We start from the raw sequence: 15,789 nt of genomic DNA, 5'->3' as shown, positions 1-15,789 counted from the left end.
CCGAGCCCCGGCCGCAACCGGTCGGGGCTTACTCATGCCCAAAGACGCCGCACTGGCGACCCGCAACGGGAGACATGCATGTCCACAGACCTTCCCACTCACCTGCTCACCGGCCTCCAGGCTCTGGGGTTCCGCCGCAACGGCGACCCGATCTGGCCGGTCCTCGGCGCCTCAGAAGAGCACGAAGACGGCGACCCCGAGCAGGAGGAGACGTCCGAAGAGGAAGCGCCCGAAGAGGGCGAGGGCGAGCAGGACGACAAGGACAAGCCGCTCGGCCCCGCGGGGGAGAAGGCGCTCGCCGCGGAGAAGGAGAAGCGGAAGACCGCCGCTGCACAGGCTCGCGCCGAGAAGGCCCGCGCTGACGCGGCCGAGGCGGAACTGGCCAAGCTGCGGCGCGCTGCCGAGAAGGCCAAGTCCAAGCCTGAGGAGAAGGCTGACGACGCCCCAGACCGGGAGGAGATCCGGCGGGAAGCCGAACAGGCCGCCATCGCCAAGGCCAACGACCGGATCGTTCGCGCGGAGATCCGAGCAGCCGCGGCCGGCAAGCTGGCCGACCCCGCTGACGCACTGAGTTTCCTCGACCTGACCCAGTTCGAGGTGGACGCCGATGGAAACATCGACGCCGACCAGGTCGCCGACGCGATCGACGACCTGCTGAAGAAGAAGCCCTACCTCGCGCCCGCGCAAGGCGATGGCAAGCGGTTCAAGGGCTCCGGCGACGGCGGCGCAAAGCCGAACAAGCCGACCCGTCCCAAGAGCCTCACCGAGGCCGTCACCAAGGCGCTCTCGCCTTCCTGATCAAGGAGATTTCATGCCTGTCACCCTTGCGCAGGCGCAGGTCAACACCCAGTCCGACGTGGACTACGCGGTCATCGACAACCTGCGCCGCTACAGCTGGCTGCTGGACCAGATGGTGTGGGACGACACCGTCACCCCGGGCACCGGCGGCGGCAGCCTCACCTACAGCTACACCCGCCTCACCGCGGCCCGTACGGCGGCGTTCCGCCAGTACAACACCGAGTACTCGACTGGTCAGGCCACTCGGCAGCGCTACTCCGTGGACCTGAAGCCGCTCGGTGGCGCCTTCTCCATCGACCGGGCGCTGGCCCGGCTCGGTCAGGCTGCCACGAACGAAGTCACGTTCCAGATGCAGCAGCTCCTCACCGGCGTGCAGATCCGCGTGCAGGAGGAGCTGATCAACGGCGACACCGCGGTTGACGCCGCCGGTTTCGACGGCCTGGACAAGCTGCTGACGGGTACCACCACCGAGTACTTCCCGGGCAGCACCAACATGTGGACCGACTGGTCCATGGCGACCGTGGACACGCAGGCCGAGGCCAACTCGCGGCTGGATGAGCTGGACGACTTCCTGTCACGCATCGTCCCGTCGAAGGTCGGCGGCGGCGACCAGGGCACCCCGGGTGCTCTGCCGCCTGGCGTGAAGGCGATCCTCGGCAACACGAAGTCGATCACCCGCATCCGGGCTCTGGCCCGCTGGGCGTCGATGTACACGTCGATGAAGGACGACCTCGGCCGTCAGATCGACCGGTACGGCGACTGGGTGCTCGTCGACATTGGCGACACCGCCGACGGTTCCGGCCCGATCATCCCGATCGAGTCACGTGACCCGGACGGTGCCGGTGGTCAGACCACGCAGACGAACCTGACTGACATCTACGCCGTGTGCTTCGGCCTGGACGCCTTCCATGGTGCCAGCGTCGCCGGCAGCCCACTGGTCCAGACGGTCATGCCCGACTTCACCACCGCCGGCGCGGTCAAGTCGGGCGAGGTCGAGATGGGCCCGCTCGCCGCGGTACTGAAGAACACCAAGGCGTGCGGCGTGTTCCGGAACGTGAAGGTGGCGTGATGCTGTACCGGATCACCACCCCGGAGCCCGAGTTCCGCGGCGAGGTCGCCGGCGTCGTCTTCTCCGGCGGCGTCGGCCACACCAGCAACGCTGCGGCTCTCGCCTACTTCAGCCGCAAGGGCTACGGAGTCCATCCCATCGAGCCTGCCATCGCCGAGCAGGCGCCCGAGGCGGACGAGGACGCTCCGCCCCGCAAGTCCGCGTCCAAGGCCGCGTGGGTGGCCTACGCGGTTGCCCACGGCATGGCTGAGGCTGATGCCGATCAGCTCACCCGCGACCAGCTCGTCGAGCGGTTCGCCGACGATGAAGGAGACGAGCAGTGACCGTTCACGGCCGTTACACCGGCCTCGTGCGCGAGGACCTCGGCTGGCTCTCCAGCGGTGCCAGCCGCCCTTCGCAGGACGCCGTGTTCCACCGCGCGAACCTGCCCCGGGCGCCGCTGGCCGATCTGGCCGCGCTCTCTACGGGCGTCATGACGGCAGTTCCCCTGTACCTGTCGGCGGGTGACCTGATCACGAACCTGACGTTCGTTTCTGGCGCGACTGCCGCGGCCACCCCGACCGCGTGGTGGTTCGCGCTGTACTCGACGGCGTCCACCCCGGCTCTGATCGCTCAGACGGCGGACCAGACGAGTACGGCGTGGGCTGCCGACACCGCTAAGACGCTGGCACTGTCCAGCGCGTACCGCGTGGTCACGTCTGGCATCTACTGGGCGGCGATCAACGTCACGGCAGGCACCCCGCCCACTCTGGTGGGCGCCGTCGGCGCCAAGCCGGTCCTGACTGGTGAGACGAACCTCGCCGTCACCTCTGGTTCGTCGCTGACGACCACTGCGCCCGCCACGCTCGCATCCCCGGCGTTCAAGCGCACCGTGCCGCTGGTCATCGCGAGCTGAACATGGCGGCGCTCGCGACAGCGGCCGACGCAACCCGGTTCGGCTACACCCTGCCAGCGGGGCGCGAGAGCGAGCTGCTGGACCGCGCGTCGGTGCGAATCCGCCGGGCGGCCGGCCAGCAGATTAGTGAAACGACCTCCACCGTCCGCCTCCGCGTGGACGGTGGGGTGGTGACCTTGCCCGGCCCTCCGGTCTTCTCCGTCACCAGCGTCGCGAAACTCGCTGAGGACGGCGGCGCTACCCTGACGGGCTGGCGATGGGACGGCTACGACCGCATCACCGGCGTCCCGTCGTGCTACGACGTGAACGTCACCTACGTCCACGGGTTCGCCCCCATTCCCGACGAACTCCTGGAGCTCGTCTGCTCGGTGGCCGCTCGGCTTGGCTCAGCGCCGGCCAGCGGCGGCATGGAGGCGGGAGTCCGGTCGGAGTCGATCGACGACTACTCCGTCACCTACGCCACCGACTCCCTGGAGACAGCCTCAGGGCTGCTAATGGGAGAAGAGTCCCAATTGAGAGCTTTTCTCGGCGATCCGCCCTCCGCCTACATGGTGAGGGTCCGGTCGTGAGCGTCGAAGGCGTCCTGGCTGCCGGCCGTGCTGCGGCGCTCCGCCTGATGCGGGACACCTGCACGGTGGGGCGGCGGGACGGCGACCCGGTGCTCAACGAGGAGACCGGCCAGTACGAGCAGACGTACACGACGGTCTACAGCGGCAATTGCCGGATCAAGCCCCGCTCCAGCAGCGAGACGGAGTGGGGCGAACGTGAAGTCACCTTGGGGCAGTACGTGGCTGTGCTGCCGTGGGATGCCGCACCGGAGATCCGGCGCGAGGACCGGCTGACTGTCACCGCATCTGATGATGCGTGGCTGGTCGGCAGGCCGCTGGAGGTCATCGGCATCAACCTCGCCGGCACGTCCACAGCTAGACGGCTGCTTGTGGAGGACAAGGAGGGATAAGCGATGGCCGATCTCGACCTGGACTTCTCCGAGCTCCTCCCTGTCGGCGACGAGATCGAAGACCGAGCTCAGCGCGTGGCAGAGGGCGCGTTTCCGCTAGTGAAGGACTACGCGCTCAAGCTGCAGCGCAAGTGGCGGGAGAACGCCCGCGACACCGCGCTGCCACACGGCAAGCACTACCCGCGCAGCATCACTGCCAGCCAGATCTACGACCTGTCTGCAGCGGTGTGGGAGGTGGGGCCCGATTCTTTGCTCCCGCAAGGCGGGATGGGGCGCGGTTTCGAGTTCGGCTCGGTGCACCAGCCGCCCCACCTAGACGGGGCCCGCGCTACTACGGCGATCGAGCCGGAGTTCAACGCTGCGGTGGACAAGCTCGTGAAGGACTTGATGTGAGCGCGCCGCTGGAGTCGCGCCCGCTCGTCAACGCCATCCTGGCGATGATCGACGCTGCTCTGCCGAACACGATCGGCATCTACTGGGCGATGGCCCCGCAGAACGCGTCTATGCCGTACGCGGTCCTGTATCCAGACGTCGGCATGGAGTCGTTCGCGGATCGCTCGCTGTCGGATGATGCGCCGAACGATCTGCGCTTCCAAGTGACGAGCGTGGGCGTGACACCGGAGCAGGCGGCGTTGGTGGCCGACAAGATTGCCACGTCCCTGCTTACAACTGTTCCGACTGTTCCCGGCAGGCGGGTGCGCCCGATCCGGCAGGAAGGCGCTCAGCCGGTCCAGCGCGAGGACGCCTCGACGCCGTTGTTCTTCGCCACTGCGCAATACCTGGTGCGGAGCGACCGCACCAACTAAAGACCCGCTTCAGCCCGACACCCATGGGTGGCCGGGCTCTTTGGCATGCCCCGAAAGGAGCCCCATGGCCACCCGAGCACCACAGGGAACGACCGTTGACGGTGCGACCCTGACCATGCATCAAGCTGCCGTTGGCGACAAGATCAGCGGCATTACTCGTCCGACGCGGATGGTCATCAACAACACCACCGCCGGAACGGTCACCCTGACTGTCACGGTTCCTGGCAAGACCAACTACAACGTCGCCAACCCGGCTAAGCCGTGGACGCTGGCGGTTGGCCTCTCGCACATCCTGCTTCTGCCGTCGATGCGAGACCCCGCCGACTCCAACCTGATCTCCCTCACCTGGTCTGCAACGCCGGGCGCCACGCTGACCTTCGCGGTGATCGGCTGATGGGCCGCCCACGCATGATCCCGGTCCGCCACCGCGAGACCGGCCAGGAGACCCAGGTCGGCGAGTCCGCCTACCCGTACTTCGCAGGCGCGTACGAGCGCCTCGACCAGCCGGCGCCCGCCGAGCAAACGCAAACCGTCACGCCGGACAAGAGCGCCACCAAGCGCCCGGCCAGCAAGGACAAGGAGGACAACGATGGCCGGTGAGGACCTTCTCGGCGATGGCATGATCAAGGTGACGTACCTGCTCACCTTGTCCAGCATCTCCAACCCGCCCGCATCCGAGCTGAACGCCGGCGTCGACCTACAGGAGTACATCCTCAAGGACGGCCTGGGAATCGAGCCCGATGAGTCGCCTGTGGACAACACCAGCCTGGCCAGCAAGTCCGAAACCGAGCGAGTGGGCACCGCTAAGTACAACATCGAGCTGATGTGTAAGCGCAAGCTCGTATCTGGCGAGGACGTCGCCTACAACACCCTGGTTCCCTTCCAGGACGGCTTCCTGGCTGTGCGCCGCACCAAGGACGAGGCGCTTCCGTGGGTGACGGGCGACGAGGCGGAGATCCACCCCGTCCAGAACGGTAGGCGCAAGAAGCAGCAGACCGCTCTCAACGAGGTGCAGAAGTTCAGCTCCAAGCTGTACAACCACAGTGACTCCGACATCGACGCGGTGGTGGCGTAGTGGCCGCACAGCGGTACGTCGAGGACATCGACGACTTCCTGGACGGGCTCAAGCTGCCTGAAACCGAGGTACCGATCTGCCTGCGCGGCGATCTGCAGGCGCGCTTCGAAGAGCTCGAACGCGATCTGGAAGCCGCCCGGCGTAAGCCTGAGAGCGACTCGCTCGCCAGCAGCGGCAGCGAGGCGCGCCGACTGGCCGGCGAGATCGAGGCGCTGCGGGCCGAGATGCAGGAGCACGTCCGTGTGTTCCTGCTGCGGGCCCTGCCCCGCAAGGAGTGGTCTGACCTGCTGAAGGAGCACAAGCCGCGCAAGCAAGACGCGCCCGCGGACTTCAACCGCGACACGTTCCCGGTTGCCGCGCTGGCCGCGTGCTCGGTGAAGCCGCGTATCAACGAGGATCAGGCCGGCAAGATCGTGGACCGGATCACCCAGGGCCAGTGGTCCTCGTTGTGGAACGCGATCCTGGAGCTGAACGGCGGTTCCGGCGAGGTCCCTTTCTCGTACGCTGCCTCCGCGATTCTGTCCAACACCAGCGCGAGCTGAAGATCGCCCGTACGTACGGCATTCCTCGTTCGAAACTGCTCGGGCGTGAACCGCGAGAAATCACGGAGTTCGAGTACGACGGTGAGGGCCGTCTGGTGCGGGCGATCACAGTTCGAGAGCCGGAATGGACCGAGGATGACCGCGACTGGGCCGCGGCCGACCTGGATGCGCAGGCCGGCCTCTGCCCAGGGTGCGGTCTCCCGTTGGAGGAGACGACAGATCCGGCCAGCGAGGGCGCGTACGTGGCGTTGGAGCCGCTGAAATGCCACGGGTGCGCGCCGCTGACCATGAAGAAGCGGAGCATCGAGGACCCTACTGACTGGGTCTTCCAGGTGCGCAAGGTGCGCTAGCGGGGCCTCTTGCTGCGGCGCAGAGTCATCACGACGGTGATGACCAGCACGCCGATCACGACCACCACGAATAGGCCGACGAGCATTTCATTTGGCCCGATATTCACGGGAACTCCCTCGGTTCGCTGAATCCCCCGATCCCGCAAGCGATCGTGACACGGTACAACACCTCATTAGTGCTGAACGACTCATTTCGTTACATGGAGGTGAGTCGTGGCCGATCGCACCGTTACCACCCGTCTCAAGCTCGCGGTCACGGACTTCGTGGCCGGTGGCAGGCAGGCCAAAAGCACCCTGAAGGAGCTGGACCGCAAGTTCAGTGAGAGCGCAGGGTTCGCCGCCGGGTTCCGCAAGAAGCTGGAGGACGCGGCCAAGCGGCTGCCGCCGATCGACATCGACGTCAACAGCTCTGCGGCCGACGTCAAGATTGCCGAGATCCGGTCACGGCTCGAAAGCTTGTCGTCCAAGACGGTCGGCGTCGACATCGATGCCGCTGAGGCGTACGCCGAAATGCAGGCGCTGCAGCGGGAGCTGGAAGCGCTCGACGACAAGGACGTGGCGTTCGAGGTCAAGGCTGGCGTCGCGCAGGCGATGGCTGAGCTACGGTCAATCGACAGCGAGATCAACCGGGTCGATGGCCGTACCGCAACCGTGACCATCGATGCGGACGCGGCAGGGGCGCTGCGCAGCATCGCCATGGTGGGCGCTGCGCTCGCATCTCTCCCAGCGGTGACAACCCTCGCTGTAGGCGTGACCGCGCTCGGCGGTGCCTTCGCGGCTGCCGGAATTGGAGCCGCAGCCTTCGGTGCGGTGGCGGTTCCCGCCCTGTCTCGGATCAACGACGCCTTGAAGGCGCAGGAGACCGCGGCCAAGTCGGCGGGCGGTGCGACGGGTGGAGCTGGCCAGTCCGCAGCTCAGGCGGCTCAGCAGGCCATGCAGCTGGAGCAGGCCGAGCGCAGGCTGAAGGACGCCCAGAACGAGGAGAGGGCGGCCCAAGAGGACCTGACCAGGGCGCGCGAGGCGGGCAGGCGAGCCCTGGAGGACATGAATTTCAGCCTTGAACGCAGCATTCTCTCTCAGAAGGATGCGGCGCTGGCGGTGCGTGAGGCCGAGGCTCGGCTGGCCGACGTCCAGGGGAAGCATGACGAGGGCAAGGCGTCTGACCTTGAGCTTGAGCGGGCGATGCTCGGTCTGGAGATGGCCCAGCAGCGCAGCAGGGAGCAGGAGGTCAAGACCCAGCGGGCGCGCAAGGACACGGCAGCGGCGAACCGTGAGGGCGTCAAGGGCACCAAGGAGTACCAGGCCGGCCTGGACAAGCTCAAGCAAGCCCAGGACAAGGTCGCGCAGGCGGAAGCCCAGCTTAAGCAACTTCACCTTCAGCAGCAGGCCGCCATGTCCGGCGGGGGTGGCGGAGCGGCGAAGCTCAAGGACGCCTTCGCGGATCTGAACAAGCAAGAGATCGCGCTCGCCAAGAACATCAAGACATTTAAGGACGAGTACGTCGACTGGCAGCGGTCCCTCGAACCGGACGTCTTCCCCGTGATCAACCAGGGCCTTGACCTGATGAGGTTGGGCCTGCAGGAGGCAGGACCGCTTGCCAAGAGCGCAAGCGTCGGGCTTCTGGCGTTCGGCCAGAACGCCGAGAAAGCCCTGACTGGCCCGTTCTGGCAGCAATTCCTATTCAACCTCAACACGCAAATCCCCGGCGCCATGACCGGCCTGGGCGACTCGTTCATTAACGTTACAACGGGCGTCGCTGGACTCATTGACGCATTCTTGCCGTTCACGCCTACCGTAGTTGGCGGGGTAGAGAAGGCATCGCAGGCGTTTTCCGAATGGGGCCAGAACCTCAAGAACTCGCCCGAGTTCCACGAGTTCATCGCTTACGTGAAGGAGAATGCGCCCGAGGTGCTGGAACTGGCGAAGAACCTCGCCAAGTCCCTCGGCAACATTGGCGAGGCGGTCGCCCCGCTCGGCGTGGGTGCCTTCAGTGGCCTTAGCCTTCTCGCCAAGCTGACGGCCGGGATGGACCCTGAGCACATCCGATTGATCGCTGTGGCAATCATTGCCATCAAGGCCGCCCAGGCCGGACTTGGGATCGCACGGTTCTTTCTGGACATGCCTGGCAAGCTTGGCGCCCTGCGGGACGGATTCGATAAGGCCAAGACGGGAGCGTCCAAGCTCGGTGACGCAGTTGGCGGGCTCGGAGACAAGCTTGGCGGCGTCGGTGCCATCGCTGGAGGAGTCGCGACTGCAGGCGGATTGATCCTCCTGGAAGAGAGATTTGCGGCGGCTACGGAGGCTGCAGGTAAGTTCGTTGACGTTGTCAAGGCCGGTGCTGGCGACAACCTCGACCAGCAGATTGCGGCAGTCACGCAAGCCTTGAAGGAGCAGGAAGCTCAGCAAGGCGCCAATATCGCTGAATGGATCTACTTCACCAGCGCTGGGAAGATTGCCGGCGACAGGGTTGACGCGCTCAGCGAGGAGCTGGACAAGCTCAACCACCAGAAGGAGATTGCGGCGATCCGGGCTAAGGTGGCCGGGGATGCGCTCGGCACGATGGGCGGCGCTGCCGGAACCGCGACCACGGCTGTGGGCGGGCTGACCAAGTCGCTGTCGGATTTCGCCGGTCGCACGGACGCCCTGCAGGCGGTCCAGAACATGAAGAAGGCGTACAACGACGCCGAGCAGGCGATCAACGCCGCGAACGGCAAGCTGCAGGTCAACGCGTCAATGACCGACAAGCAGCGGGACGCGGTGATCGTCGCTCGGGAGAAGTTCGCCGGCTACATCGACGCGGTACGTCTAGCGGCTGACGGTGCAGCCACGCTGTCTGGCAAGACCACTGATGGCACGAGGACCATCCTGGAGCAGCTTCCGAAACTCGGCCAGTTGGCGGGCAAGAACTCTGAGGCTCGCGAGCAGATCCTGCTCTTGGCACAGGCGTACGGGATCTCCCGTACGGACGCGGAGAAGGCCATGCTTTCGGCCAAGGGCTTGCGCGACATGCTGGCGCAGCTGAAGTCGCGCGAGATTGAGATCACGGCCAACACGCAGAAGGCCAAGGATTCTCTGCACGCTCTGCTCCAGCAGTTCATTAAGCCGTACGACATCCCCATCGGCATCAAGGCCCCGTCAACGCCGCCGAAGAAGAAGGCCGCGGGCGGGATCCAGGCTGGCGGGGTCGATCTGATGGCAGCCGGCGGCATCAAGCCGATGGTCGCGAATCAGGCGACGTTCGTGTCCGGCAGCAACACCGTGTTCGCTGAGGCGGGCAAGGAGGCGTACATCCCGTACGCGTCCCAGTACCGGGACCGGGCAATCGCACTGCTCGCCCAGGTCGCGAACGACTTCGGGCTGCAGCTCGGCAACCAGCAGGCCGCCAAGAGCCTGTCCGACCTGTCGGTCACGATCGACGCGAGCGGCATGCAGGTGGCCGGCGGGTTGCAGGCGGTCATGGGGGCGCTGCAATCCACGATGGGTCAGGCGGGCAGCCTGACGTCCTCGATCGGCAAAGTCGGGGCATCGGCCGCGGAGCTTGACCAGTCGTGGCTGTCGGGATCGCAGGTGATCGGGGACAGCATCGACCTGCTCGGCACTGGCGTGTCAGACATGTCCTCGACGGTGGCAGGCTCGGTGGACGGTCTGACGGGCTCGGTGTACGAGCTGACGCAGACCATGGCTTCCATCAAGGAGGAGGTCGGGGCGTCGGCGAAGAAGTCGACAGGCTCCACCAAGGCCGGCTCGTCCAAGAGCGGGATCGGCGCCAGTGCGACGAAGAGCATGGGGTCACTGAAGGGCAAGAGCGGCGGCTTCGTCGATGGCAACCAGCCCAAGAAGTCGACCGCTGGCGGCATGGTGTCTGGCTCTCAGCCGGTCACCGGGTACGCGTCGAGCGGTCCGGTGAACGCGTCGAAGGTGTCCAAGCCTCAGCAAATCAGCGGATCCTACGGCGGCCTGGGGGGCTCGTACGGTGCGGGCGCGAACGGCTCGGGCTCCGCGTCTGTCGCTCCGATCATCAACAAGACGGTGAACTTCAACGGCACCACGATCAAGGAGACGGTCGACTCCGACATCTTGTGGGCCAAGGCCGACCTGTACACGCGCGGCTGAGTCCGCCTTTCAACATCAACACGTGAGGAGGGCGGGCTCAGCCATGCCTGAAAACGAAGCCGAGGACATCCCGTACGCGGAGCGGCTACGGCAGAAGAACATCCAGACGCGGCCTTCCGGGTGGACATCTGCCACTCGGGACGAGGTGGCCGAAGGTGCGACACCTGAAGGCGGCCGGTTCAAGGCTGTCCGGGACACCGCCGGACACATCGTGACGGAGGAGACCACCCCGTCAGGCAAGCAGCGTAAGCACGTCACGATCAACCTGGCCTGAGGAGCGTCATGGCTATCACTCAGGACGGCTGGTTCAACGACACCTACGTCAAAACGTTCCGGCAGCAGATCACGATCGACGTCGGCTCCACCACGCCGGGCGTGTTCAAGGGCGCGCTGTGGACCGGGTCGGTGACTCCCGACTTCAGCCAGACGAATCCCGCCTACGGGACGGCGCCGTGGAACTCGGGAGAGACGACCGGGCCCGGATACACGGCGGGCGGGAGCAGCCTCACCGTGGTGTCGTTTGCTGAGCTGGCCGGTGCGGCGAACAAGGTTGGGTGGCGGTTCTCGGCGGTGTCGTGGACGTCGGCGACGATCGCTGCTGACGCCCTGCTCGTGTACGCGTCGAGCCTGTCGAACAAGGCGTTCATGCTGCGCTGGTTCGGTGCCACCTACGACTCCAGCGACGGCACCTACACGGTGACGCCTGACACGACCGGCTTGTGGCGCACCGTGCTGCGCAACGCCGCCTGACCATCGAATTCGACCTTCGACCCTCGCCAGCGTGCGGGGGTTTTCGCATGTGAGGAGGCCGATTCATGGCCAAGAGCGGATACAGCATCACGACCGAGGGCGCGGTGGCGCTGGCCGCGGCGACGGCGAAGACGATTCTCGGCGTGAAGTCGGGCGCGACAACCGCGAACCACGCCGTGGACCTGCGTAAGTTCCGGGTCGGTTTCGACGGCGTGACCGCGTCGGCGGTGCCCGTGCTGGTCGAGGTGTGCACGGCGACGTTCGCCACACAGCCGCCGACCGGCACGAACAACACCACGGTCACGATCAACCAGGTGTACGGCAGGCACGCCTCGACGGGGTTTCAGGCGGCGAAGAACTGGACCACCGAACCGACCGTGCTCACCGCTGTAGAAGCGTTCCTGCTCACCCCGAACGGCGGCCTGGTGATGTACGACTGGCCGCTCGGCGACTCGCCGGATTCCGCGCTGGGGGAAGGGTTCGTGCTGCGCCTGACCGCGCCAGCGGTGGTCAACGTGCGGGCCGCCATGTGGTTTGAGCGCTGCTGATGGCGATCGCGATCGCCACGTCGCCGCCGCTCGTCTCTACCGCCTCTGCGACGTCGCTGCCTACCGCCGCGTTCGACGCGCCCGCTCAGAGCCTTCTGGTCGCCTGCACGATGATCGGCGGCTTGGCGGCGCTGTCCAACTCGGGTGCCGCGCTGACGTGGACTCAACGGCACATCACCGCCGATTCCAAGGACGCGATCTGGACTGCTCCAGTTCCGGACGCTCGTACCGGGATGACCGTGACGGTGGCGCGCGACACGGCGGCCACGTTCGTCGGCGGATTCAGCGTCTACGTGGTTACCGGTGCCGGGCTGGGTACACCGATCGGCGCGACCGGATCGGGCAGCAGCACCACGAACAACATCAGCCCGACCGGCTACAACAGCACGGTGGCCAACAGCCGCGGCCTGGCCGTGGCCCGCGACACCGCCGCAGGTGGCGCCCCCACATCCACTGACGACGAGCAGGTGTGGGTGCGCGGCATCAATACCGCCGGCATGAGTGTCGTCAAGGCGGCAAACACCGGGGCGATCGGCACCGCGGTCACGTTCAACTTCGACGCCTTCAGCACCTCGGCGGCGTCGTGGACGTGGATCGCCGTCGAGATCATCGAAGAACAGCCTGTTCCGCCGAACCGCGTCTGGACGCCACCGACCGCTGTGCACCGCGCCGCCAACTGGTAAGGGAGGTGGCCGGTGGCCCGCTCCGGACGCTCATATTCGAACCGCCCGGTCATCGCCCGTCACCCACGCATGTGGGATCGGCCGATCGGGCTGGGGCCGTTCGAGTCGGTGTCGGAGTGGCCTGCGGTCAGCGTGGTCACCCCGAACGCCAACGTCAACCTCTCGGTGTTCGAGTCGATCAGCGAGTGGCCGGCGATCACGCTCCATCGGGACCAGGTGTTCACCCTCCCGCCGTTCGAGAGCGTCTCGGAGTGGCCGGCGATCTCGGTCACCGTCCCGATCAAACCCGGAGACAGTCTTACCGGGGCTAACGGCGAGGTGGAGTGGAACGGCACCTTGTGGGGGCCCAGCACGAGCGTCAGAGTGCTGCTGCCGGTGCAGGGGTGGATGGGCACCCCGAACATCGACAACCTCAACGAGGAGAGACCGAACCGGCACGGCGCGTGGGACGCGCGAAAGCTCGCCCAGCAGCGCCTGGTGACCTTGAAGCTGCAGCCGGATTCGGCTGCGGATCCGACGCAGATCGACGCCGTCATCGATCAGCTCGCGGCGGCGACCGGCATCCCGGACTCGGAGGATCCGCTACCGCTGGTGATCAAGTCGTATGGGGCTCCGACGCTCGCGTACGGGCAGGTCATCGCCCGCGACATCGACCTGGATGGCGACTACAACGTGGGCCTGCCCACAGTGTCCTTGCTGATCGCGTGTGCGGATCCTCGCCGGTACAGCTTGGAGCGGTACGGGGTGACCGTCCCGCTGAACACCACCACCGGGCTCGGCAACGCGGGCAACGCTGCCTCTCATCCGCTAATCCGCATCGAGGGACCGGTCACCAACCCGACGCTCGCCAATCAGACATCAGACCGGACGCTGCAGCTCGCCATCACATTGACGGCCGGGCAAACCTTGGAGATCGACACCGACGGCGGCACCATCACCCTGGCCGGGGTGTCGAAGATGTCGGCGCTGACCGGCAGCAGCGTTCCCGTGCAGGACTTCGTCCTGTCCCCGGGTAACAACGTGATCCTCTACACCGCCACCTCGGGCGGCGGCGAGGGCGCGGATTATTTCTGGCGCGACGCCACTCTCTGACCTGCACGACACGTGGTGAGGCGGTGGATCGTTGGCCGCCGTTATCCGCTCGTGGACGCAGGGCATCGGCCAAACGGGTTCATGGCAGGTCAACGCACCTACAGGTGTCACGTCAGGCATGTCGCTGCTGGCGTTCCTCAGCGTGGACGGCGGCGGGTTCGCCAACCTGACAGGCGGCGGAACGTGGACCCGGATCGGCCACATCGAGGGCCTGGCCGGGACCCTGTCGGCGGTGGACGTGTGGTGGCGGCTCGGCACCAACGCCGAACCCGCCCAGTACACGATCACACAGGGGGGCACCGCCGACGGCGTGTGTGTCGTCGTTGCCATAGCGGGCGCGGTCACCACTCAGCCGCAGGTGGGGCTGGGGAGTGCGTTCACCAACAGCCAGGCGGCGATCTCGCCCAGCATCGTGCCGGCCACGTCCAGCGGGCTGGAATTCAGATTCGCAGCCGGGACGCCATCGAACACGTCCGTCAGCTGGTCGACGCCGGTCGGGTTCGCCGAGCTGGCGGACATCCAGTCCGAGGACGACGTGTCCGGACAGGTCGTGTGGCGCAACGTCGTCTCCACGACCGCCACGGGGCAGCAGTTCCACCTGGCCAGCACGACCCTGTTGGCGTGTGCGGCGCTGGTCGTCGTGGTGGAGGCGTCCACAGCACAGGTGCCGGATCCGCCGCCGAGCCAGCCGTTCACCCCAGGCCGCGGCACGTCTCGCTACAGGTACTCGATTATCCGAGTCCTTGACCGGCAGTATTTGGGCGACCTGGATCTGAAGGGCGTCTCGTTCGACAAGCGGCTCCTTCAGGCTGGTTCGTTCTCGGCCAGCATCCCGATCCCGAACCGGAAGGTGCGAGCGCAGGTCGCTGACATCATCCCGCTCGACGACACCGTCCTGGACCGCGGGCCTGGCGTCATCTCCTGCCAAATCCTCAGAGACGGCATCCCGTGGGGCGAGTACTGGATCACCGCGGCGACGATCGGACGGTCCCGCCGCGGCATCCCCACCGTGCAGTTGCGGGGCTCCACGCTGGACGCCTACCTGTCGCACGTGGAGATCCAGCAGGACCTCTTCTACACCGGTATCGACCAGGTCGAGATCGCACGGCAGCTTCTCAGCCACGCGATGGCGCAGGCCAACGCCAACATCGGACTGGTGCTCCAGCCCGGCACCTCAGGCGTGCTGCGAACCCGCTCCTACCTGGACTCGGAGGGCGGCACCTACGGGCAACGGCTGATCGAGCTGGCGCAGGTCGACAACGGCTTTGAGTGGGCGATTGACCTCGCGCTCGTCTCCGGCGTGCTGGAACGTCAATGGCGCTGGGGGTACCCGACGCTCGGGCAGGCCGAACCGCAGCACGTCCTCGTCGACTCCTCTCACGGCGGCGACATCCTGGAATGGTCAGAAGAGATCGACGCCCTACGAGGGGCTACCAGGTGGCGGGCGCGCGGCTCATCCATCTCAACGGACGCGTCTACGTCGGCGACTCCGCTCGTGTCCACCGTTGCCGCCGCGACCGCTCACCTGGCCGCAGGCTGGCCCCGGCTGGACCGGACGATCTCGTACCCGACCGCGACCGTGCAGGCCACGTTGGACGATTACGCCGCGTTCTGGGCGGCGCGAGCTCCCGGCGCACTGCGCGTGGACCAGGTGACGATCGCGCTCGGCGCCAACCCCACTTTGACACCGAACAACCTCGGCGACACAGCGATGATCAAGCTGGACAACGAGTGGCACGTCCGCCAGTCCCGGATCCGCCGCGTGATCGGCATGCGCGTCACTCCCACCAGCCGAGACTCCGGCAAAGAAGAAGCGCAGCTCGTGCTTGAGGGACAGGAGGCTCCCGGTGCCTGACGTTTTCCCCAACGACTTGATGGGCGAGATCCGGGCCCTGCAGAAGCGCGTCGAGGACCTGGAGGCCCAGCTCAAGTCCCGGCCTGCGCTCACCGAGGCGTCCCAGGGGTGGATCATGCGCGGCATGGCCGCCCCCGACACGGGCAGCATGCCCGCCACTGATGGCCGCATCTACATCAAGGGCGGCAGGTTGACGTTCCGGCCGGGCGGCAACGGCTCGGAGGTACAGCTCAGGCCGCCGGTCACGATCGGCGA

21 protein-coding genes are annotated in these 15,789 nt (G+C 66.5%); all 21 read left to right on the top strand.

The window, feature by feature from the left end:
- The first annotated feature begins 78 nt into the window (after positions 1-78).
- A complete protein-coding gene (locus ACWEJ6_RS21025) occupies positions 79-798 on the top strand; it encodes a hypothetical protein (protein WP_452425493.1) in 720 nt (239 codons plus the stop codon).
- Between the two features lie 13 nt (positions 799-811).
- Complete coding sequence (locus ACWEJ6_RS21020; RefSeq protein WP_452425491.1) at positions 812-1,867, top strand: major capsid protein; 1,056 nt, start codon at positions 812-814, stop codon at positions 1,865-1,867.
- Positions 1,867-2,190 carry a hypothetical protein gene (locus ACWEJ6_RS21015; RefSeq protein WP_452425489.1) on the top strand — a complete coding sequence of 108 codons (324 nt, stop codon included), beginning with the start codon at positions 1,867-1,869 and terminating at the stop codon, positions 2,188-2,190. Before ACWEJ6_RS21020 ends, ACWEJ6_RS21015 begins: the two co-directional genes overlap by 1 nt.
- Complete coding sequence (locus ACWEJ6_RS21010) at positions 2,187-2,762, top strand: hypothetical protein (protein ID WP_452425487.1); 576 nt, start codon at positions 2,187-2,189, stop codon at positions 2,760-2,762. Before ACWEJ6_RS21015 ends, ACWEJ6_RS21010 begins: the two co-directional genes overlap by 4 nt.
- Before the next feature lie 2 nt (positions 2,763-2,764).
- Entirely contained in the window at positions 2,765-3,331 is a 567-nt protein-coding gene (locus ACWEJ6_RS21005; RefSeq protein ID WP_452425485.1) for a hypothetical protein, read from the top strand.
- Complete coding sequence (locus ACWEJ6_RS21000; protein WP_452425483.1) at positions 3,328-3,720, top strand: DUF6093 family protein; 393 nt, start codon at positions 3,328-3,330, stop codon at positions 3,718-3,720. Before ACWEJ6_RS21005 ends, ACWEJ6_RS21000 begins: the two co-directional genes overlap by 4 nt.
- A 3-nt stretch (positions 3,721-3,723) precedes the next feature.
- On the top strand, positions 3,724-4,113 hold the full coding sequence (locus tag ACWEJ6_RS20995; RefSeq protein WP_452425481.1) for a hypothetical protein: 390 nt from the start codon (positions 3,724-3,726) through the stop codon (positions 4,111-4,113).
- A complete protein-coding gene (locus ACWEJ6_RS20990) occupies positions 4,110-4,526 on the top strand; it encodes a hypothetical protein (RefSeq protein WP_452425479.1) in 417 nt (138 codons plus the stop codon). Before ACWEJ6_RS20995 ends, ACWEJ6_RS20990 begins: the two co-directional genes overlap by 4 nt.
- 64 nt (positions 4,527-4,590) lie before the next feature.
- Positions 4,591-4,920, top strand: coding sequence for a hypothetical protein (locus ACWEJ6_RS20985; RefSeq protein WP_452425477.1), 330 nt, complete (start codon positions 4,591-4,593; stop codon positions 4,918-4,920).
- Positions 4,920-5,126, top strand: a complete 207-nt coding sequence (locus ACWEJ6_RS20980; RefSeq protein WP_452425475.1) for a hypothetical protein — start codon at positions 4,920-4,922, stop codon at positions 5,124-5,126. Before ACWEJ6_RS20985 ends, ACWEJ6_RS20980 begins: the two co-directional genes overlap by 1 nt.
- On the top strand, positions 5,116-5,601 hold the full coding sequence (locus ACWEJ6_RS20975) for a phage tail tube protein (protein WP_452425473.1): 486 nt from the start codon (positions 5,116-5,118) through the stop codon (positions 5,599-5,601). Before ACWEJ6_RS20980 ends, ACWEJ6_RS20975 begins: the two co-directional genes overlap by 11 nt.
- Positions 5,601-6,143, top strand: coding sequence for a hypothetical protein (locus ACWEJ6_RS20970; RefSeq protein WP_452425471.1), 543 nt, complete (start codon positions 5,601-5,603; stop codon positions 6,141-6,143). Before ACWEJ6_RS20975 ends, ACWEJ6_RS20970 begins: the two co-directional genes overlap by 1 nt.
- 203 nt (positions 6,144-6,346) lie before the next feature.
- Positions 6,347-6,493 carry a hypothetical protein gene (locus ACWEJ6_RS20965; RefSeq protein ID WP_452425469.1) on the top strand — a complete coding sequence of 49 codons (147 nt, stop codon included), beginning with the start codon at positions 6,347-6,349 and terminating at the stop codon, positions 6,491-6,493.
- A gap of 213 nt (positions 6,494-6,706) precedes the next feature.
- The gene (locus tag ACWEJ6_RS20960; RefSeq protein ID WP_452425467.1) at positions 6,707-10,606 is read left to right on the top strand and encodes a hypothetical protein; all 3,900 of its coding nucleotides are present in this window, start codon (positions 6,707-6,709) and stop codon (positions 10,604-10,606) included.
- A 43-nt stretch (positions 10,607-10,649) separates the two neighbouring features.
- Entirely contained in the window at positions 10,650-10,880 is a 231-nt protein-coding gene (locus ACWEJ6_RS20955) for a hypothetical protein (protein ID WP_452425465.1), read from the top strand.
- A gap of 8 nt (positions 10,881-10,888) precedes the next feature.
- Positions 10,889-11,356: a hypothetical protein gene (locus tag ACWEJ6_RS20950; protein WP_452425463.1), complete on the top strand. Its 468-nt coding sequence runs from the start codon at positions 10,889-10,891 to the stop codon at positions 11,354-11,356.
- 65 nt (positions 11,357-11,421) lie between these two features.
- Complete coding sequence (locus ACWEJ6_RS20945; protein ID WP_452425461.1) at positions 11,422-11,904, top strand: hypothetical protein; 483 nt, start codon at positions 11,422-11,424, stop codon at positions 11,902-11,904.
- The gene (locus tag ACWEJ6_RS20940; protein WP_452425459.1) at positions 11,904-12,587 is read left to right on the top strand and encodes a hypothetical protein; all 684 of its coding nucleotides are present in this window, start codon (positions 11,904-11,906) and stop codon (positions 12,585-12,587) included. The genes ACWEJ6_RS20945 and ACWEJ6_RS20940 overlap by 1 nt, the downstream gene beginning before the upstream one ends.
- A 12-nt stretch (positions 12,588-12,599) precedes the next feature.
- Complete coding sequence (locus ACWEJ6_RS20935; protein ID WP_452425457.1) at positions 12,600-13,679, top strand: phage distal tail protein; 1,080 nt, start codon at positions 12,600-12,602, stop codon at positions 13,677-13,679.
- Between the two features lie 118 nt (positions 13,680-13,797).
- Entirely contained in the window at positions 13,798-15,534 is a 1,737-nt protein-coding gene (locus tag ACWEJ6_RS20930; RefSeq protein ID WP_452425455.1) for a hypothetical protein, read from the top strand.
- On the top strand, positions 15,527-15,789 hold a 263-nt coding region (locus tag ACWEJ6_RS20925; protein ID WP_452425453.1), incomplete at its 3' end, for a hypothetical protein. The genes ACWEJ6_RS20930 and ACWEJ6_RS20925, both read left to right, overlap by 8 nt.

It is taken from the genome of Nonomuraea sp. NPDC004702, assembly GCF_053601695.1.
This window is presented reverse-complemented; position numbering and strand designations above follow the sequence as displayed.